This is a genomic window from Sulfitobacter sp. 1A13679 (assembly GCF_043557115.1).
Taxonomy (GTDB): domain Bacteria; phylum Pseudomonadota; class Alphaproteobacteria; order Rhodobacterales; family Rhodobacteraceae; genus Sulfitobacter; species Sulfitobacter faviae.
This window is the reverse complement of sequence record NZ_JBIFFO010000025.1, coordinates 20,169-40,434: the sequence shown is the minus strand read 5'-3', so window position 1 is coordinate 40,434 and position 20,266 is coordinate 20,169. Positions and strand designations below refer to the sequence as shown.

Annotated in this window: 17 protein-coding genes; 9 read left to right on the top strand and 8 right to left on the bottom strand. The window is 61.9% G+C overall.

Going from position 1 to position 20,266, the window contains the following annotated elements; translation table 11 throughout:
- Window positions 1–4: 4 nt before the first annotated feature.
- Genes ACGYLA_RS16910 through ACGYLA_RS16875 form a run of 8 tightly spaced genes read right to left on the bottom strand, consistent with a single transcriptional unit; the run spans window position 5 to window position 8,283 of the window.
- Window positions 5–721 (bottom strand): cytochrome c oxidase assembly protein, encoded by a 717-nt coding sequence (locus ACGYLA_RS16910; protein ID WP_394433999.1) that lies wholly within the window; start codon window positions 719–721, stop codon window positions 5–7.
- Between the two features lie 18 nt (window positions 722–739).
- The gene (locus ACGYLA_RS16905; protein ID WP_394433997.1) at window positions 740–1,069 is read right to left on the bottom strand and encodes a hypothetical protein; all 330 of its coding nucleotides are present in this window, start codon (window positions 1,067–1,069) and stop codon (window positions 740–742) included.
- Window positions 1,066–3,603 (bottom strand): cytochrome c oxidase subunit I, encoded by a 2,538-nt coding sequence (gene ctaD, locus ACGYLA_RS16900; RefSeq protein WP_394433994.1) that lies wholly within the window; start codon window positions 3,601–3,603, stop codon window positions 1,066–1,068. Before ctaD ends, ACGYLA_RS16905 begins: the two co-directional genes overlap by 4 nt.
- Window positions 3,600–4,541, bottom strand: coding sequence for a cytochrome c oxidase subunit II (gene coxB, locus ACGYLA_RS16895; protein WP_394433992.1), 942 nt, complete (start codon window positions 4,539–4,541; stop codon window positions 3,600–3,602). The genes ctaD and coxB overlap by 4 nt, the downstream gene beginning before the upstream one ends.
- Window positions 4,538–5,038 carry a c-type cytochrome gene (locus ACGYLA_RS16890; protein WP_394433990.1) on the bottom strand — a complete coding sequence of 167 codons (501 nt, stop codon included), beginning with the start codon at window positions 5,036–5,038 and terminating at the stop codon, window positions 4,538–4,540. The genes coxB and ACGYLA_RS16890 overlap by 4 nt, the downstream gene beginning before the upstream one ends.
- Before the next feature lie 8 nt (window positions 5,039–5,046).
- Window positions 5,047–5,865, bottom strand: coding sequence for a c-type cytochrome (locus ACGYLA_RS16885; RefSeq protein WP_394433988.1), 819 nt, complete (start codon window positions 5,863–5,865; stop codon window positions 5,047–5,049).
- A gap of 22 nt (window positions 5,866–5,887) precedes the next feature.
- Window positions 5,888–7,672, bottom strand: a complete 1,785-nt coding sequence (locus ACGYLA_RS16880; protein WP_394433987.1) for a GMC family oxidoreductase — start codon at window positions 7,670–7,672, stop codon at window positions 5,888–5,890.
- Window positions 7,672–8,283, bottom strand: a complete 612-nt coding sequence (locus tag ACGYLA_RS16875; RefSeq protein ID WP_394433985.1) for a gluconate 2-dehydrogenase subunit 3 family protein — start codon at window positions 8,281–8,283, stop codon at window positions 7,672–7,674. The genes ACGYLA_RS16880 and ACGYLA_RS16875 overlap by 1 nt, the downstream gene beginning before the upstream one ends.
- Window positions 8,284–8,490: 207 nt before the next feature.
- Here ACGYLA_RS16875 and ACGYLA_RS16870 point away from each other — a divergent pair, with 207 nt between their 5' ends.
- From ACGYLA_RS16870 to ACGYLA_RS16830, 9 genes are all read left to right on the top strand, one after another.
- Window positions 8,491–9,507: a sodium:calcium antiporter gene (locus ACGYLA_RS16870; RefSeq protein ID WP_394433983.1), complete on the top strand. Its 1,017-nt coding sequence runs from the start codon at window positions 8,491–8,493 to the stop codon at window positions 9,505–9,507.
- Window positions 9,508–9,599: 92 nt separating this feature from the next.
- Window positions 9,600–10,367 carry a PRC-barrel domain-containing protein gene (locus tag ACGYLA_RS16865; protein ID WP_394433981.1) on the top strand — a complete coding sequence of 256 codons (768 nt, stop codon included), beginning with the start codon at window positions 9,600–9,602 and terminating at the stop codon, window positions 10,365–10,367.
- Between the two features lie 59 nt (window positions 10,368–10,426).
- Complete coding sequence (locus ACGYLA_RS16860; RefSeq protein WP_271689221.1) at window positions 10,427–12,028, top strand: sodium:solute symporter; 1,602 nt, start codon at window positions 10,427–10,429, stop codon at window positions 12,026–12,028.
- A gap of 3 nt (window positions 12,029–12,031) precedes the next feature.
- Window positions 12,032–13,153, top strand: coding sequence for a mechanosensitive ion channel family protein (locus ACGYLA_RS16855; protein WP_394433979.1), 1,122 nt, complete (start codon window positions 12,032–12,034; stop codon window positions 13,151–13,153).
- Window positions 13,154–13,165: 12 nt separating this feature from the next.
- On the top strand, window positions 13,166–14,803 hold the full coding sequence (locus ACGYLA_RS16850) for a BCCT family transporter (RefSeq protein WP_394433977.1): 1,638 nt from the start codon (window positions 13,166–13,168) through the stop codon (window positions 14,801–14,803).
- Window positions 14,804–15,198: 395 nt separating this feature from the next.
- Window positions 15,199–16,770: an ABC transporter substrate-binding protein gene (locus tag ACGYLA_RS16845; protein ID WP_394433975.1), complete on the top strand. Its 1,572-nt coding sequence runs from the start codon at window positions 15,199–15,201 to the stop codon at window positions 16,768–16,770.
- Between the two features lie 82 nt (window positions 16,771–16,852).
- The gene (locus ACGYLA_RS16840) at window positions 16,853–17,809 is read left to right on the top strand and encodes an ABC transporter permease (protein ID WP_067268104.1); all 957 of its coding nucleotides are present in this window, start codon (window positions 16,853–16,855) and stop codon (window positions 17,807–17,809) included.
- Window positions 17,810–17,811: 2 nt separating this feature from the next.
- A complete protein-coding gene (locus ACGYLA_RS16835) occupies window positions 17,812–18,630 on the top strand; it encodes an ABC transporter permease (protein WP_082852164.1) in 819 nt (272 codons plus the stop codon).
- Between the two features lie 19 nt (window positions 18,631–18,649).
- Window positions 18,650–20,266, top strand: a complete 1,617-nt coding sequence (locus ACGYLA_RS16830; protein ID WP_394433973.1) for an ABC transporter ATP-binding protein — start codon at window positions 18,650–18,652, stop codon at window positions 20,264–20,266.

Genomic DNA, 20,266 nt, shown 5'->3' with positions numbered 1-20,266 from the left:
CCGCTCAGCCCGCGCTTTGGGCCAGCGTGTCATGCCGCAGCAGTTGCCGCACCTGAAGCGCCACCAGCACCATGAACAGCCCGCCGCCCGCGACCCACATGAGCGCGCCCGCCAGTTGCTGATCGGCCAAGGCGGAAAGCCCATAGGGCAGGGCGGTCAGCTCGTGCCAGCCATGCCACACCGTGGGGGCGAGGGTGAGGGTCACCGCAAAGGCGGTCAACTGTGCTGCGGTAAAGACCGCAGGCACCGCCGCTTGCGCTCCGGCCCCGCGGAACCCCATGAAGAGCGCAATCGCGCAGCCTGTCAGCGACAGATGCATCGCCCAATAGACAAGGTCGGACTGCAAGGTCGCCGCATAGGGCGTCGGGCTGTGCCACCCCCAAAACAGCAGGGCGAAGACCAAGACGAGGGGCCAGAGCGGCAGCCGTACCTTCGGCAGCGCCGCCGCGATCATCGGTGCGGCAATCAGCGTGAGCAGAATATGCTGCCCCACCCGGGCCGAGAACAGCGCCATCGAGGCCGCGCAAAGCGGTGAGATGAACAAAAACGCCACCAGCGCAGCACCGCTCAGCGCTTGGCCCCGCCGCTCGGCCCGCGTCCAGAGCAGGGCCGCGAATGCCAGCAGCCCGACCAGCAGAAAGGGGTCGAGGGTCCAGCGGGTCAAAAGCTCTCCGGGGAGGGGCGGTGTGCCGCAGAATGGGGTATAGGCGTCCTGTTGCATGAGGGGTCTCCTCTCTCTCTATCCGTGGCAGCCGGGCAGGATCAGCACCGGGGTTAGATTGGCCAGCGTGGCGATGAGCGAGATCAGCCCGGTCCACCATCCCGCGCGCAAAAGGGTGGTCTCATCCCGGTTCAGGTCCGACCGCCGTCCGCTATGCGCGCCCCGCCACATCCAAAAGATTTGCACCATCGCCATGGCAAGCGTCAGCACGACGGCGATGATCAGCAGGTGGTCCTGCCCCAGCAGCGCGCGCGGCGCGCAGGCGGCTGAGATCAGCGCGTAGATCAGCGTGAAATGCAGTGCCCAGAGCAGGGCCGGTTTGGCGATGCCTTTGGTCAGACCTCTCATATCGCGCCTCCTGCCAGCAGATAGGCCGCCGCCGTGACCCCGCCCATGATGGCCACCACCTTGGCGAATGTGGCGATGAGCAGGTTGGGCAGCATCTGCCCCGGCTGGACCGCGCCCACGGCTTTGCGCAGCGCATTGATCAGCGACCAGTAGAGCACCACGGCAAGGTATCCCGCCACGAAGGCGAAGAGCGCCCAGCCCACGGCGGCATAGGCCGACCCATAGGGATCGACCTCTTGGATCGACAGGAACAACAGCGCGCCCAAGGCGATGGCCCCCACGGCCAGTCCCAGATCGACGGCGATGACCGATTTGACCTTGGCCCCATAGGCCGCCCGGCGGCTGGCCCAACTGAACAGCAGCAGGCCCAGAGCGGCGAGGGCTGCCAGACCCGCCATGAGCGGATCAGCGGCGGGTGTCGTCTCGGCCCAATGGGGCTGGGTGTTCCACAGGTAAAGCCCGGCAAAGAGCAAGGAGGCGAAGAGTGCGGCGGAGATCAGCATCGTGCCCACCACCGCCAAATGCAGGTGACTGCGCGGATCGACGATATTAACCGGCAGGCGCAGTTTGCCCAAGCCGCTGTCGCGCAGCACGCCGCTGTCCGACGGCTCCCAAATCCACGCGGTGATCCCCGCCAGCGCGATGGCGAAACCGACCGCCACCAGCCAATAGGCCGAAGCCAGCGTCGCGCCAAAGCCAAGCGCCAGACCGAAGGCCGTGATCAGCGGCACCCATGTGGGATGGGGCAGGCGCACGATCTGCATCGGTGCGCCGGTCACGGGGTCATTGCCCATGGTCTCGCGCCGGTGGTCGGTGGTGGGGCGCAGCGCGCCTTCGACCTTATGGGCCGGGCGGTCCAGCAACTCGGGCTGATCCCAGAGCGGCTCACGCGAGCGGACGGTGGGAATGGCGTGAAAGTTGAACCCCGGCGGGATTGGCGGATAGAGCCATTCCAGCGTGCCCGCGCCCCAAGGGTTGCGCCGCGCGCGTAGCCCGTTGCGCTGGTGCCAGAAGAAGTCGAAGACAAAAAGCACCACGCCCGCGGCGAGGATGTAAGAGCCGATCGACGACAGCATGTTCAGTCGGTCCCAGCCCAGCCCCTCGGGGTAGCTGGCGATCCGCCGCGGCATGCCGCGCATGCCCGTGAGATGCATCATGAAGAAGGTCACGTTGAACCCGATGAACATCAGCCAAAAGACCCAGCGGCCCAGCGTGTCCGACATCATCCGCCCGGTGAAATGCGGCATCCAGTAGTAGAGCGCGCCGAACATCGGGAAGACGAAGCCGCCGATCAGCACATAGTGCAGATGCGCCACCACGAAGTAGCTGTCATGGGCCTGAAGGTTGAAGGGTACCGCGGCCACCATCACGCCGGTGAGGCCCCCCAGCACGAAGATGAACAGGAACCCGAGGATGAAAAGCATCGGCACCTCCATCCGCGGCTTTCCCTGTGCCAGCGTGGCGAGGAAGCAGAAAATCTGTACCCCCGTCGGGATCGCCACCATCGTAGAGGCGGCGGAGAACAGCGTCAGCGACATCACCGGCAGGCCCGTGGCGAACATGTGGTGCGCCCAGAGGCCGAAGCTGAGGAAACCCATCGTCACCACCGCCGCCACGGCAAACCCATAGCCGAAAAGCGGCTTGCCCACGAAGGTCGGCAGCATCGTGGCCACCATGCCCGCGGCGGGCAGGAAGATGATGTAGACCTCAGGGTGACCGAAAAGCCAGAACAGGTGCTGCCAGAGCAGGGGATCGCCGCCAAGCGCGATGTCGAAGAACGGCAGGCCCAGAAGGCGCTCGGCCTCTAGAAGGATCGAGCCGATGATCAGCGGCGGGAAGCCCACGGCGATCATGAAGGCGGTGATCAGCAGATACCACATCAGGATCGGCATCTTGGTCAGGCTCATCCCCGGCGCGCGGGTGCAGAGGATCGCGGCGATGATCTCCACCGCCGCGGTCACGCTGGCGATCTCGGCGAAAGTGATGCCGATGAGCCAGAAATCCGCCGAGAGGTCCTGCGTATAGGCGCTGGTCGAGAGCGGCACATACATGAACCAGCCCCCCGCGGGGGCGGCGTCGAAGACGAAGGACGACAGCACGATGATGCCGCCGAAGAGGTAGCAGTAATAGCCAAAGGCCCCGAGCCGCGGAAACACAAGGTCGCGTGCACCCACCATGAGCGGGATGAGATGCACCGCGAACCCCTCCAGCATGGGGATCGCGAAGAGGAACATCATGATCGTGCCATGCATCGTGAAGACCTGATTGTAGGTCTCGGAGTCGAGGAAGGTATTGTCCGGCACGATAAGCTGGGTGCGCACCAGAAGGGCGAGGAAACCAGCGATCAGGAAAAAGACGAAGCCGGTGACGAGGAAGCGTTTGCCCACCACCCGGTGGCTGACCGAGGACAGATAGCGGATGCCCGGCGGGGCGTCCCAGATCCGCTCGAACCCTTTGTCCGGCGCGCCCTTGGCGCTGCCGGAATAGGTCTGATCCTCGGGCAGATCCACGACATATGCTTTACGGTCCGTCATTTAAGGCTCGCCAGATAGGCCGAGAGCGCGCGCAGGTCGGGTCCCGGCAGATGGTTGTAAGAAGGCATCTTGGCCCCCGGTTTCATCGCGGTCGGATCCGCGATCCAACCCGCGAGCGTGCCTTGGTTCATGCGGTACATTCCTGCGCCAAGACTGCCGCGCGCGCCCACGCGGGTTAGGTCAGGCCCAAGCGTTCCGGTCTCAGCCACGCCGCGGATGGTATGGCAGGCGGGGCATCCCGCCTCGACAAAGACATCGCGCCCGCGGGTCAACTCCGTGGTGGCCGCGTCTCGCGCCTCGCCACTGCTGCGCTGCATCCAAGCGTCGAAGTCTTCGGGCTCCATCACGACGACCTCAAAGGCCATTTTGGGGTGCGACAGCCCGCAAAACTCAGCGCATTGCCCGCGGAAACGCCCTGTTTCGGTCGCCATGATCGGCAGGCTGTTCACCCGGCCCGGGATCATATCCATCTTGCCGGTAAGCTTGGGCACCCAGAAGGAATGGATCACGTCGCTGGATTTCAAGCGAAAGGTCACCGGGCGGCCTTTGGGGATGACGATTTCATTGGCGCCGCGCATGGCCCAGCCTTCGGGGTCATAGACCACGTCCCACCAGAATTGCTTGCCGGTCACTTCGATGACCAGCGCCTTGGGGTCTTCCAAGGTGATGCGTTGCAGGATGACGGTGGAAAAGCCCATCAGGATCAGAACCGAGACGAGCGGCAGGGCAATGCCCCCCGCCCAGATCCACCATTTGCGCGGGGCGAGCTTACCGGCCAGGACGCCCCAGACGAAGAGCAGCAGCAGCACGAAGATCACGCCGAAAGCGACCGTCATGCCGATGGTCAGCCCGTTGATCGCCGTGGCGCCGACCCCTTCAGGCGCCAGGGCGGATTGCACGCCGTATTCGCCAAGCGTGGACTGTGCGGTCTCGCTCATTCGCGCACCTCCGATCCCAAAAGATAGGTGGCGATGTCGCGCGCTTCGTCACGTTTCAGGCCAAGGTTCGGCATGGCGGTCTCAGGGCTATGGGCGGGCGGGTTCATTAACCAACGGGTCAGATCGCCGGGGCGGTTCGGCAAAACGCCTGCGACATAGGATTGTCGGGCGAAATCATGCAGGTCGGGGCCAACGGTGCCTTGGGCATCGCGCAGCCCCGGCACGCGGTGGCAAGCGCCGCAGCCATGAAGCCGGATCAGGGCAACCCCGCGCTGCGGGTCGGCATCCAGAAACCGGCGCGAGGCGGCTTCGTAATCCGGGGTCTTTTCCACCAGTCCTTGGCGAATGTTGATCCGGGCCCAGTCCGACACCTGTTGCGAGGCTTCTCGAATCGGTCCTGACACAGCGGCGGCAAGGCTGCTTTGCGGCGGCAGGGCCGACCAGACCATCGCGAGGCCAGTCAGCAGCAGAACCGATATGACGGTGAAGACGCGCATGCCTCAGCTCACTGCGTCGGCGCCGTGGAAGGCTCCAACAGCGGTGACGTCTCGGGCGGCAGCGGCTGCGTCGGGCGGACACGGTTGTAATAGGCGCTGACGGCTTCGTTGTCTTTCTGGGTCATCTTCTTGGCAATGGCGGACATGACATTGTCCACGTCATTGTCGCGCTTGCCCTCTTTCCACATCTGCAATTGATGCGCCATGTAGCTGGCATATTGCCCGGCAAGGTACGGGACCGAGGGCGGGTTGCCGAGGCCGCTTGGCCCGTGACAATTCACACAAGCGGGCACGCCGCGCTCAGCCGAGCCGACAGCGCCAAGCTGGCCGCCCCATTGCAATGTCATGCCGTCCACATCGCTCAAGGGCGGGGTGTAGGGAGCCGAGATCGTGGCGTAATAGGCAGCAACAGCCTCCATCTCTTCTTCGGTCAGCTTCTTGGCGATGCCCGACATGACACGGTTCTGCCGGTCGCCCGAGGCGTAGTCCTTGAGTTGCTTGTAAGTGTACCACCCGGCCTGACCTGCGAGCCGTGGGAAAGCGCCCGAACCGTCGCCCGCGCCGTCGCCGCCATGGCAGGTGATGCAGGCCATGCCGCTGTCGCCCGCCTCGGAGCCGCCCATCGCGACCAGCCGCCCAAGTTCCAGCACATCGTCGTCGACCTCGGTGTTGACCGTCGCATTGAAGCGCAGAACGTCGTCCTGCAAACGTTGCTCCATCGCCGAAATCCCGGGGGCGGCCTCGTAATTCTGGGCGCGGATGAAACCGGCGGAAATGCCGAGAACGGCGATCGCGCTACAGGTCGTCAGAACGGTACGGAATGTCATGGGGCGGTCCTTTCGATCTGTCTTAGGCATCCATCAAGGGGCCGGGGTTCGGCAGGTAGTCGCGTTTCATGTGTTCAAGCGTCCAATAGGCGAGGCCCATCAGTGGCCCGGTGGGGTTGTAGCCAAGGTTCTGCGGGAACAGGCAGGCACCGAAAACAAAGACGTTGTGATGGTCCCACATCTGGCCATAGCGGTTGACCACGCTGGTTTCGGGGTCGGTGCCGATCACCGCGCCGCCGACGTTATGGGTGGTCTGATAGGGGACGATGTCATAGTGGCTGTCGATCGCCGCGTTGTTGCTGCCGCTAACGGAAGTCACATTGTCCATCTCGCGGGCGACCTCCATCGCGCGCTGCATCACATAGTCTGACATCTTGCGGTCATTCTCGGGGAAATCGAAGGTCATGCGTAGCAGCGGGCGGCCATAGGCATCGGTCCATGTCGGATCAAGGTCGAGGTAATTCTCGGGCGTCGAGACCGAGGAGCCATGCACCACAAGATCGGCGTGATGATTGTAGTTCTCGCGCACCGCGCGTTTCCACTCCGCGCCCCATTTCGGCGTGCCTTCGGGCACCGGCTGATAGCCGATGGGCCGGCCATGGTATTGTTTGCAGGCGATATAGCCGCCGCCGACGAACCCCAGATCGCTATGGTCGAAATTGTCGCCGTTGTAATCGTCGATCACCACGCCGAGCGCGCCCGCACCCATGTAGGGGTCGGTTTTCACGCTGTCGTCGAAGAAGGCGTCGACCCCGGCCACGGTTTGATAGCTGTAGTTGCGCCCAACGACGCCGGTGCGGGTTTCGGGGTCATAGGGTTTGCCAAGGCCGGAGACGAGCATCAGATGCACGTTCCACAGCGCATAGGCGTTCATGCAGATCGTGTCGGCGGGCTGAAAAACTTCTTCGCCGTTCTCATCAAGATAGATCGCGCCGGTGGCGGTCTTGCCGTCTTCGCTCTTCTCAATGCGCAGCACCTGCGCATTCAGGCGGATCTCGAAATTCTCGTGGTCCTTGATCCGGTCATAGACGCAGATGATCGGGTCGGCCTTGGCGTAGTAGCCACAGCCGAAACGCTCGCAAAAGCCGCAATAGGTGCAGGGGTGCAGCTGCGCGCCATAGGGGTTCACATAGGCTTTGGTCACATTGGCCGAGGGCATCGGGAAGGGGTTCAACCCCATCCGCTCGGCCGCCTTGCCAAAGAGCGTGTTGGAGATCGGCTGGCGCATTGGCGGGTTGGGGTAATCCGCGCTGCGCGGCCCCTCAAAGACGTTCCCCCCGGCAAGTGCGTCGCCGTTTAGGTTGCCAGCCTGCCCGGCGGCTCCGCAAATCCGTTCGAAAAAGTCAAGATGCGGTTCAAGCTCATCATAGGTGACGCCCCAGTCCTGAATGCTGAGGTCGGGGCCGATAAAATCCTTGCCGTAGCGCTCTTCGTAATGGCTGCGCATCTCAAGGTCAGAGGGCAGGGGCCGCCATAGCTGGCCGTTCCAATGGATGCCTGCACCGCCCAAGCCCGATCCGGGCAGGAAAGACCCCAGGCGCCGCATTGGCAGTGCCTGTTGGTCACGGTTGTTGCGAAAGGTCAGCGTCTCTTTCTTGACGTCGACCATATGTTCATAGCGGTGGGCGTATTTGAGTTCGTCATGTTCCTCGGGCGCGCCGAAGGATGTGGCGGTATGGCGTTGTTTGCCCCGCTCCAGCACCACGCAGCGCTGCCCGGCATGGGCCAATTCGTAGGCGGCGGTCAGGCCGGTCCAGCCACCGCCAATGATCAAGACATCGGTTTTGGGAAGCTTTCTGGATGCCATCAGTCAGACCCTCCGTCAATCGCGCGGGGCGGGTAGGGGGAGCCGCCACGATCATGGGCAATGCCACGCGGCGGCGGCGTGACCGAACGTTCGTGTTCATCCACCCGCTCAGTGTAATAGGCATGCGCCCCCGGGAACCCGACCATGCGCCAGCCGGCGTAATCATGATTGCCCAGATAGATCGGATCGGCGAAATAACCCTGCCGCGTCAGCTTCCACAATTCGGCGATCAGCGTGCCGATAAAATCGTCCCGGTTCGATAGTTCTTCGACATGATCGGCGCGGGCGGTGGCATCCATCGTGGCAAAATCCCCCAATTGGCGCGCCTGTTCTATCCCTTGGCGGAGGAGTTGGGCCGGTGTGAATTCAAGCTGATATCCCTGTTCGGCCACAGCCCCATCGGGAAAAGGCGGCTCAAGGTAGAGCCCTTTCCCCGCGCCATAGGCCGTGGCCATCTGGTAATCGATAAAGTCGACCACACCGGCTTGCGAGGCCGAGGGAAACTCATCTTGAGGAATGAAAACATCGACCACGGCGGCCATCCACCGCGCTTCGTCATTCGTGAAAAACGCCCAAGGCCGATCATCGCGGGCGGCGAATGCGTGTTGCACCGGCAATCCGACAGTCGCGGCACCTGTACCAAGTGCGATTTGGGCTAAAATAGCTCGCCGTGAAAAGAGCTTTGCCATAAATTGCGGCTCCGCTTGAAATTTTGGTCTGCATCACATCAACGGTAAACTTCCCGTGGGGTTCCGGAACTTTGTGAACTTTTTCACTAATTGGCGCGAACGGATCGCCCCCTCGCGCGTTGACCGGGCATGTTTGCAAGCCTTTCCACCCCGATCCTCTTCGCTCTTGGCGGTCTCGCCGGGCTTGTCATTCTCGTGACCGGCTACCGTATGACGGGGCTCAGCGACCAGATCGCGGACCGGACCGGCTGGGGGGAGGCGCTGGTTGGCGCGGCCCTGCTCGGCGCGGCCACTTCCATGTCTGGCACCGTCGTCTCGCTGACCTCGGCGCTGGACGGGCGGGCGTCTTTGGCTTTCTCGAACGGCATCGGCGGCATCGCGGCGCAGACGGCATTTCTGGCCTTGGCCGATATGATCTACCGGCGGGCCAATCTGGAACATGCGGCAGCCGATCTGGCGAATGTCTTTCAGGCGGGGCTTTTGCTGCTGCTGCTAACGGTGCCGCTGATGGCCTTCACCGCGCCGGAGGTTGCCTTTTGGGGCATCCACCCGGCCAGCATCGCGCTGTTTGCGCTTTACGCCTATGGGATGCGCGCCACCGCTCGCCTGCGGGAAGAGCCGATGTGGCACCCAGTGTCCACCTCGGACACCCGCGCGGATGAGCCTGAGGACGACGAAGAGGCTGCAAAACCCGTCGGCGCTTTGGTCGTGCCGTTTTTGATCTTGCTGGTGCTGATGGGCCTCTCCGGTTTCGCCGTGGCACGGATTGCGGCGGAAATCTCGGACCGGTTTAACCTTTCTGATACAGTGGTGGGGGCGACTATGACGGCGGTGCTTACGTCTCTGCCCGAGCTTGTGACCACCCTCGTCGCGGTGCGGCGCGGGGCGCTGCAATTGGCCGTGGGCGGGATCATCGGCGGCAATACGTTCGACACGCTGTTCCTCACCCTGTCGGACATCGGCTATCGCGACGGATCGCTCTATCACGCGATCACTGCGGATGACCTGTTTTGGCTCACCGTGGCGATGATGATGACGGCGGTTCTGATCCTTGGCCTGATATTTCGCCAGCGCAAAGGGATCGGTTGGGAGAGTATCGGCCTTCTGGTGATCTACGCAGGCGCGCTTGCGGTGCAGGTTCTCTAAATTCACGTAACAAGGGAACTATCTCATCAAAATCCCGTTATCCCCATGATGCTACCGGCCTTGCCCGCCCGAATTTTCAGCAGGAGATAATCATGAGAAACGCGCCGCTTCTAGCAATTACGCTGATTGGCAGCCTCGCCGCCACGGCACTGCGATCCGAGACTGAGACACCGCAATTCATTCCCCAAGACACGATGATCGCCTTGTCGAGCCTGAATGGTCACAAGCTGTTCTTGCCCGCAAAGGATGAGCCGCTTGCCGAGATCGACCTCGAAGAATTGAAAGAGCCCATGGAAGGCTGGACCATGGCCGGGCAGGTGTCCGAAGTGGTCATCAGCCGCGATGGAACACTGCGCGGCATCATCGTCGATGCGGGCGGATTTCTGGGCAAGGGGGCGACGCGGGTGTTGTCGCTCGATGATCTGCGTTTCCTGCCGGACGCGGATGAAGTGAACGAGTTCTTCCTGCTCTATACCGGGCAGAAAGAAGACCTGAAGGCCGCCCCGGAATACAACGAAGACGACGTGCGTCTGCGGGCCGCCGATATGCGCGAAGGTGGCGAAAAGATCGAGATCGTTAAATTGAGCGATCTGGATTCGGAAGAATTTCTAGGACTCGCGGCCTTTGGCCAGAACGACAATTGGATTGGTGAGATTTCGCAGGTCACCTTTAGCGAAGATGGCCAGATCAAAATGGTGATCCTCGACATCGGCGGCTTCCTTGGTTTGGGCGAAACGCAGGTCGCCGTGCCGCTGGATATGATCGAGTTGCGCCGTTTGGGCGGAGACGATCTGCGGGCCTATGTCTCGGCGACCGAGAAAGAATTGCAAGAAATGGAGCCTTGGGAAGAGGACGGCTGAGCCCCCGGGGGCGCGTTCAATTTCGGAACCAAGCGCAAGACATATTTTAGGAGAGCAAGATGGAGAGCGCGAAATTTGACCTGCACCTGATCGACTATGCGATTGTGGTGGCCTATTTTATCGGTGTCGTCGCCCATGGTATTTACGTTTCGCGCAAACAATCCGGCGGGTCCGAGGATTACTTCCTCGCCGGGCGATCCCTGCCTTGGTATCTGATCGGCTTCTCGCTTTTCGCCTCTAACATGTCTGGCTCCAGCTTTGTGGGGCTGATGGGCGGGGCCTATGCGAATGGCGTCGTGATCTTCAATTACGAATGGACTGCGGCGCTGGTCTTGATCCTATTCGCGATCTTCATTCTGCCGTCTTACCTGCGGGCCAAGATCTCGACCGTGCCGGGATTTCTGGAAGAGCGCTATGACGTCCGCTCACGTCGGGCGTTTTCGCTTTTCACCATCCTCGCCATCATGTTCATCGACACGGCGGGCGCGCTTTATGCGGGTGGGTTGGTGATCTCAAATGTCACCGGCTACCTCAACCTTTGGGCCGCCGTCGCCGTGCTGGCTTTGGTCGCGGGCATCTACACCATTCTGGGCGGTCTTTCGGCGGTTGTCGTGACCGATACGGTGCAGGCGATCTTGCTGATCATCGGGGCCGCCGCCCTGTTCTGGATCGGCCTTGATGAGATCGGCGGCTGGGAGGAGCTGTTTACCGGCACGCCCGAGGATATGACCCATATGATCCTGCCCGCGGACGATGATTTCTTGCCGTGGACGGGGCTTTTGGGCGTTATCTTGCTCGGCTTTTACTATTGGACGATCAACCAGTTCGTCGTGCAGCGGACGCTGGGCGCGAAGGACCTGAAAGAAGGGCAGATCGGGGCGATCTTCGCCGGTTTCCTGAAACTGCCGAACATCTTTTTGATGGTGCTGCCGGGGGTGATCGCGCTCAAGCTCTACCCCGATCTTGAAACGCCTGACCTTGCTTTCCCCACACTGGCGTTTGAGCTGATGCCGATCGGCGTGCGCGGGCTGATCATGGCGGCGTTGATTGCGGCGATCATGTCCTCGCTCGACTCCGCCTTGAACTCTGCCTCAACCTTGGTGGTAAAGGACTTTGCCGAGCCGATGTTCAACGTGAGCGAAGAGCGTCAGGTCTGGATGGGCAAGCTGGTCACCGCCGGCGTCATGGTCTTTGGCGCGATCTATGCCCCGATGATTGCCGGATTCGAAAGCCTGTTCAGCTATTTCCAATCTTCGCTGTCCTATATCGTGCCGACCATCGTCGTGGTCTATATCCTTGGCCTCATGTTCAAGCGGCTGAACGGCAACGGCGCGTTTTGGACGATCATGTTTGGCCTCATCATCGGCATTCCGCTTTTCGTGCTGAAAGAGGTGACGAATTACTGGGCCTATATGGGGCTGCCGGAAATCCACTATACGGTGATGTCGTCGATCATGATGACCATTGGGATCATCCTGCATTTCGGTATTTCCTACGCCACCTCGCCGAAGGAAAAAGAGAATATCGAAGACCTCGTTTGGCAGGGGGAAGAGGCCAAGGAGATCTTTACCCAATGGGAGAAACCGCTGTGGCAGGATCGCACCCTCTGGGCCGGGCTGCTTGTTGTGGCCACGCTGGCGATGGTGGTTTGGTGGGCCTAAGCGATGGAGACGCTGGACCGCATAGCGACAGGTGTTGCAACGCAGCTTGAGAACGCGCCCGATTTCGTCCGCCCCCTGCTTGCCGTGCTTCTGGCCTGTGCGGCGGGGCTGGCGGTGCATTGGATCGGATACCGTATTCTCGACCGCGTAATCTCGGAAAAGAACATCACCGGGCGGTCCTTGCTGCGCCGGGCGCGTAGGCCGCTGCGCCTTGCCGCCGTGGTCGCAGCACTTGCTTGGGTTCTGCCCAATGTCCGGCTCTACGGCTGGCAGGACGGGGCGGCGCATCTGTTTTTGGTCTTGCTGATCATCCTCGTCGGCTGGACGCTGATCCTGCTGACCAATCATTTCGCGGAACGCGCCGTGCGGCGGCATCGGTTGGACGTCGAAGACAATCTTTCGGCCCGCAAGTTCGTGACCCAAGCGCGCGTGCTGCGCCGGACCGTGACCATCATCTTGGGGATTTTCACCGCCGCTGGGGTGCTGTTGACCTTTGAAAGCGTGCAGAAATACGGGGCCGGGCTTTTTGCCTCGGCCGGGGCGGCGGGGCTGGTCGTCGGGCTGGCGGCCCGCCCGGTGCTGACCAATCTGATCGCGGGGCTTCAGATCGCCATCACCCAGCCGATCAGGCTCGAAGATGTGGTGATCGTCGAAGACGAATGGGGCTGGGTCGAAGAGATTTTCGCGACCTATGTCGTCGTGCGTCTGTGGGATTGGCGGCGCATGGTGGTGCCGCTGTCTTATTTCATCGAAAAGCCGTTTCAGAATTGGACCCGCGAAAGCGCGTCGATCATCGGCACGGTGTTTTGGTATCTCGATTACACGGTGCCGATCGGCGCAATGCGCGCGAAGCTTGAGGAACTGGCCAAAGCCTCGCCCCTATGGGACGGGCAGGTGGTCAACCTTCAGGTTTCCGAGACCGAGAAAGACAGTATCGCCGTGCGTGGTCTTGTTAGCGCCCGGACCTCACCACAGGCATGGGATCTGCGCTGTGAAATCCGCGAGAAGATGATCGACTGGCTGCAAAAGGAGCACCCCCAAGCGCTGCCGCGTCTGCGCGGGAATATGGAGATCCGCCGCAGGGATGAGGGGCCGCCGAACAGCGAGGCCCCGGCGGTGCCCTGAAGAAGTCGACCAATGAAAACAACAACAAAGGAAAATCAGGTGGAAAATATCGCACGGCGTCTTGGCCTGAAAACGGACCCGGTCATCTTTTTCATTTCAGCCGGGCTGACTGCGCTATTCGTCCTGCTCTTGGTCATTGTCCCCGAACCGATTGGAGAGGTCTTTGCCCTCGGTCGGGCTTGGGTCGTGACCAATCTCGGCTGGTTCTTCATTCTTGGCGTGAATGTCTGGCTGGGTTTTCTGATTTGGGCCGCCGCGTCGCGCCACGGCCATATCCGATTGGGGCCGAAAGGCTCTGAGCCGGAGTATTCGAACCTGTCGTGGTTCACCATGCTTTTCGCCGGGGGCATCGGCACCGTTCTCATGTTCTGGGGCGTGGCAGAGCCGATCAGCCATTTCCAGAAGCCGCCCCTGCCGGGGGTGGAGCCCTATTCGGAACAGGCGGCGAAAGACGCGATTTCAATCGCGATTTATCATCTGGGGCTGCACACTTGGGCGATTTTCACGCTGCCGGGTCTGGCCTTTGCCTATTTCATCAACCGCTATGATCTGCCGGTGCGCGTCAGCTCGGTTTTTTATCCCCTGCTGCGTGAGGGTATTCACGGGCCGGTGGGCAAAGCCATTGATATCGTGGCCATCTTGGGCACGATCTTTGGCGTGGCGGTGTCCCTCGGTCTCGGCTCTTCGCAGATCGCGGCGGGGCTGTCCGAGCTTTTCGGCTGGGATGCTTCGACCTTTTTGAAGATCATGATCCTCGCCGTGCTGACCATGGTCGCCGTTGGCTCGATCGTGGCGGGGCTCGACAGCGGGGTGAAGCTCTTGTCGAATATCAACATCGGCATGGCAGTTCTGCTGATGATCTTCGTGCTGGTGACCGGATCGACCCTGTTTCTTTTGCGCGGCATTGTCGAAACCGCGGGGCTTTATCTGCAAAACCTGCCGCGGCTGGCATTTTGGAACGATATGCTGGCCAATCGGAACCCGTCGAACGGGGATTGGGGCTGGCAAGGGGATTGGACGGTCTTTTACTGGGCGTGGACGGTCACTTGGTCGCCCTTCATCGGGCTGTTCGTGGCGCGGATTTCGCGCGGCAGGACCATTCGCGAATTCGTCTTCGGCGTCCTTCTTGCGCCGACGGCTTTCACGTTGATCTGGTTCTCGATCTTCGGCTGGCAGGCCATCGGCTTTGACGGCATCGGCACGGCAGCGCGGGAAGCGATGGGCGATCAGGCGGGCGAGATCAGCCGGGCGGTGGCAGAGAGCATCCCCCTCGCGCTTTTCGTCTTTCTTGAGCATTTCCCATTCACGCTCTTCGTCCAAGGCGTGGCGATCATCATCGTGGCGATCTTCTTTGCCACCTCGTCGGACTCCGCTTCACTGGTCGTCGATATGCTTTGCACCGGCCATGCCAAACCCGGCCCCGTGCGCCAGCGGGTCTTTTGGGGTCTTGCCGAAGGGCTGGTGGCGGCGATGCTGATCTTGCTGACGGGCGACACTGGGCTCACCGCTTTGCAGCAGGTGATCACCGTGGTGGGGCTGCCGATCTTTGTGCTGGTCTGCATGATGATACCGTCCTTGGTGCGCGGCTTTAAGCTTGAGGATATCGACAATGTTTCGGTCAACGGGCGGCCAAAGCTAAGGGATTTCTAGGACGGCTTGTAGCCCCGACTGACCGCCGGTTTGCAGCGGTCGCGGGAGGGGGCGGCGGGGGAGGTCTCCCACCCGCCACCCCTCAACATCTTGATCTTCCCGTAAAACATCACTAGCCGTAACGTAACTTCGCGACAGGCGACCGGGGTATCTATACCCCGGTGTCGGAACCGGCTATGCCTATGGCCAAGATCGTTGCGGCGGGCGAAATGCCGCGACGGATCGCAGCGCAGAGGGGCGCGCGCCATCCTTTGGCCGCGTGTTTCGACCGCGCCTGCGGCTGGGCAAAGCGCCCACGCCAGTGCGAGGGCGGCGGCCAATGACGCGGCACCGCAGCAAGACGCCGAGCGCTTTGTCAGAGCGTTCGAGCAAGAAAACAAACAAAGGGGGATACAATGACCAATTTCACAAACCGTCAAAACGGCCCGAGCCGTCGCAGCTTTCTAGCCGGGACCGCCGCCGCCGTGGGGGCAGGGCTGATCCTGCCACGCGGAGCGCGGGCACAGGCGCAACCCAAGAAGGGCGGCACCCTGCGGGTGGGCTTTACCCAAGGCTCCACTTCCGACAGCCTTGATCCGGCGACCTTCAACAACGACTTTATGTTCGCCAGCGGCTACGCGGTCTTCAACACCCTGACCGAGATCGCCCCCGACGGCACCGCCCAGCCCGACCTTGCAGAGAGCTTTGAGGCCAGCAGCGATGCGGCCAAATGGACCTTCCGCCTGCGCGACAATGCGCAATTCTCGGACGGCAAGACGGCCACGGCGAATGACGTGATCGCTTCGATCCGTCACCACATGGGGCCCGAGTCCAAATCCGGTATCAAACCGTTGCTTGAGCAGATCACCGATATCCGCGCCGATGGCGATAAGGTCGTGATCTTTGAACTGGCCGCCGGCAACGCGGATTTCCCGTTCATCTTCAATGATTACCACCTCGGCATTCGCCAAGACACCGGCGATGGCACGATTGACCCCAACAGCCGCATCGGCACCGGCGGCTATGTGATCGATGTCTTCGAGCCGGGCGTGCGGGTCGAACTGTCGCGCCGCGATGACTACTGGAAAGAAGGCCGCGCGCATTTCGACAAGGTCGTGATCCTGAAAGTCGGCGATCCGGCGGCCCGGATGAACGCGCTGATGACCGGTGAGGTCGATCTGATCGACCGGCCCGACCTCAAGACCATCAACCTTCTGGGCCGCGCGCCCAACGTGAAGATCCACACTCAAGACGGCACGCTGCATTACATCATGCCGATGCAGACCAACACGGCGCCCTTCGATGATCTGAACGTGCGCATGGCGCTGAAATACGGCATCAACCGCGAAGACATGATCGAAAAGGTTCTGCGCGGCTATGGCACCGTGGGCAATGACCAACCGATCTCGCGCTCCATGCCCTATTACAACGACGATCTGGAACAGATCACCTATGATCCCGAGCGGGCGAAGTACCACCTGAAACAGGCGGGTCTGGAAAGCCTCGACGTGACGCTCTCGACTTCGGATGCGGCGTTCAACGGGGCGGTGGATGCCTCTGTGCTCTTTGCCGAAAGCGCGCGGCCTGCTGGTTTGAACATCGACGTGAAGCGCGAGCCGGATGACGGCTATTGGTCGAACGTCTGGCTGCAAAAGCCCTTCTGCTGCTCCTATTGGGGTGGTCGCCCGACGCCTGACCTCATGTTCTCGACCGGCTATGCCGCCGATGCGGAGTGGAACGAGACCAAATGGGACAACGAGCGCTTCAATGAACTGCTGTTGCAGGCCCGGCCCGAGCTGGACCAGACTCGCCGCGCCGAGATGTACGGCGAGATGCAGAAGATCGTGAAAGAGCAGGGCGGCGCGCTGATCCCGGCCTTTGGTCAATATGTCTCGGCCATGAGCGAAAGCGTTCAGATGCCCGAGGAAGTGTCCGAGATGTGGGATCTCGACAGCCAGCGCTTCATCGAACGCTGGTGGATGTCCTAAGCCACAGCTTCACGCGGGCGGCCCCCAAGGGCCGTCCGTTTCCCGCACCAATGGCCCGCCCCGGGCCGGAGAAAACCTTAAAATGTCCCGGCTTCAGAAGCTTGTTATCGGCCGAGTGTCCCTCGGCATTCTGACCCTCTTTGTCGTATCCGCCCTCATGTTCGTTGGCATCGAACTCTTGCCCGGTGATCTGGCGCAGCAGATCCTTGGCCAATCGGCGACTGAATCGACCCTCGCGGCCTTTCGCGCCGAGCTTGGCCTCGATCAGCCTGCGCATCTTCGGTATTTCGATTGGCTCGGCGGTGTGCTGCGCGGCGATTTCGGCACCTCTCTGGCCTCGGGGCGCGAGGTGTCTGAGCTTTTGGGCCCGCGGCTTGCCAATACCATGTTTCTGGCCGTCTATGCCGCCGTCATCGCCGCCCCGCTGGCGGTGATCCTTGGGCTGCTGGCGGCGCTGTGGCGCAACACGCTGTTTGACCGCGGCGTCAACCTGACCGCGCTTTCCGCCATCTCCATGCCCGAGTTTTTCGTGGGCTATGTCCTGATCCTGTTTTTGTCGATCAAAGCAGGCGTCTTTCCGACGCTGGCACGGATCGACAGCGCCACGGGGCTTTGGGACGCGCTCTATCGCAGCTTTCTGCCCGCGCTGACGCTTATTCTGGTGGTCGTGGCGCATATGATGCGGATGACGCGGGCGGCCATCATCAATGTGCTGGCCTCGCCCTATATCGAGATGGCCCGCCTCAAGGGCGTGCCGCGCTGGCGCATCATTCTGCAACACGCGCTGCCCAATGCGCTCGCGCCGATCGTCAATGTGGTGGCGCTGAACCTTGCCTATCTGGTGGTCGGCGTGGTGGTGGTTGAGGTCGTCTTTTCCTACCCCGGTTTGGGCCAGTTGTTGGTCGATGCCGTCTCCAGCCGGGATTTCCCGGTGGTGCAGGCCGTGGGGCTGTTCTTTGCCGCTGTCTATATCACGCTGAACGTTCTGGCCGACATCATCTCGATCATGTCGAACCCGCGTCTGCGGCACGGGAGATAACGATGAAATCTTTGCTGAAATCCGCGCCCCCTTCGGCGATCTTTGGCATGGTGGTGCTGGTCCTGGTGGCGATTACCGGGCTTTTCGCCCCGTGGATCGCGCCCTATGGCGAGACGGAGGTGGTGGGCGACGCCTATCTGCCGTGGAGTGGTGCGCATCCGCTTGGCACCGACAATCTTGGCCGCGATATGCTGTCACGCATGATCTTTGGCGCGCGCAATACGGTTGGGCTGGCGCTGCTGACCACGGCCATTTCCTTTTCGGTCGGGGCCACGCTGGGGATGCTGGCCGCGCTAAAAGGCGGCTGGCTGGACGAAGTCCTGTCGCGGCTCGTCGACGTGTTGATGGCCGTGCCGCCGCTGATCTTGGCGCTGATGCTCTTGGCCATTGTCGGCCCCTCGATCCCCAATATGGTCGGGGTGATCGCGGTGATCTATGTGGCGCCGGTCTACCGCCTTTCGCGCGCCGCGGCGATGAATGTCGTCGGTCTTGATTTCGTCGAGGCCGCCAAGCTGCGCGGAGAGCGCACGCCGTGGCTGCTGCGGCGCGAAATTCTGCCCAACATCTGGTCCACCCTGATCGCTGAATTCGGCGTGCGCTTTTGCTTTGTGTTTCTCTTTATCGCGGCGCTGTCCTTTCTTGGCATCGGTATTCAGCCGCCGACGGCGGATTGGGGGTCGATGGTGAAAGAGAACGCCACCCTGATCAGCTTTGGCGATATCACCCCGCTGATCCCGGCGGCTGCCATCGCCTTGCTGACCGTCGCGATCAACCTGATCGTCGATTGGATGCTGCACCGCGCCAGCGGTCTGAAAAGTTAACCGAGCAGGGGCCAAGCATATGGGAAACCTTCTGAACATTCGCGGTCTCCGGCTTGAGGCAGGCAGCCGCGCGCGGCCCAATGTGATCATCAAGGGGCTCGATCTGGAACTGGACCGGGGTGAAGTGCTGGGTCTTGTCGGCGAAAGCGGGGCGGGCAAAAGCTCCGCCGGCTTGGCGGCGATGGGCTATGTCCGCGACGGGGTGCGCTTTGCGGGGGGCAGTGTCGAATTCGACGGCACCGAGTTGATTGGCATGGGGCGCGGGCAATTGCGCCGGTTGCACGGCAAGCGCATCGCCTATGTCGCCCAATCCGCGGCGGCGAGCTTTAATCCCGCCAAGACCCTGATCGACCAATATACCGAAGCGCCGCGCCTGCACGGTGTCTCGGGCCGCACGGCGGCAGAGCAGGACGCTGTCGCGCTCTACCGTCAGATGCAACTGCCCAACCCCGAAGAGATCGGCTTTCGCTACCCGCACCAAGTGTCGGGCGGCCAGTTGCAGCGGGCGATGACGGCGATGGCCATGGCCTGCCGCCCCGACCTGATCATCTTTGACGAGCCGACGACCGCCCTAGACGTCACCACTCAGATCGAAGTGCTGGGCGCGATCCGCGATATCGTCGAGCAATATGACACGGCGGCGATCTATATCACCCATGATTTGGCGGTGGTGAGCCAGATGGCCGACCGCATCTGCGTTATGAAGGATGGCGCAGCGGTGGAGACCGCGCCGACCAAGACCATGCTGGATGCCCCGCAAGAGGAGTACACCCGCTCGCTCTGGGCCGTGCGCTCCTTCCGCCGCCCCGACGCCGAGGCGGGGGAGGCTCCAGCGTTGATCCGCTGCGAGGGGGTTTCGGCGGCCTATGGGCCGATGACCGTGCTGGATAATCTCAACTTCACCTTTCCGCGCGGCCAGACCACGGCGGTGGTGGGGGAAAGCGGGTCGGGTAAATCTACCCTCGCCCGGGTCATCGCAGGGCTGTTGCCCCCCGTCGCCGGGCAGTTTTTCTGGAACGACGCGCCGCTTGAGCCGCAACTGGCCAAACGCGGGGCCGAGACGCTGCGCAATATCCAGATGATCTATCAATCGGCGGATACCTCGCTGAACCCGCGCCACAGTATCCGCGAGATTTTGGCCCGACCAGTGCGCAAGTTCACGGGTCGCAGGGGGCAAAAGCTTCAGGCACGGGTGGCGGAACTGATGGATTTGGTCGACCTCGACCGCACTTTCCTTGACCGCAAACCCAGCGAATTGTCCGGCGGGCAGAAGCAGCGCGTGGGCATTGCGCGGGCGCTGGCAGCCGAGCCCGAGTTCATCATCTGTGACGAGGTCACCAGCGCACTGGACCAATTGGTGGCCGAGGGGATCCTGCGGCTTTTGGTGCGGTTGCAGACTGAGTTGGACCTGACCTTCATGTTCATCACCCATGACTTGGCCACGGTTGAGGCGATTGCCCATAAGGTGATCGTGCTCAAGAATGGCCAGATCGTGGAGCAAGGCGGGCGTGATGAGATCTTTGGCGACCCAAAGCAGGCCTATACCAAGCGGCTGCTGACATCGGTCCCGCAGATGGACCCGGAATGGCTGACCGAGGCCCGCGCGCGGGAGCGGTCCCTGCGCGAGGCGCAGTAG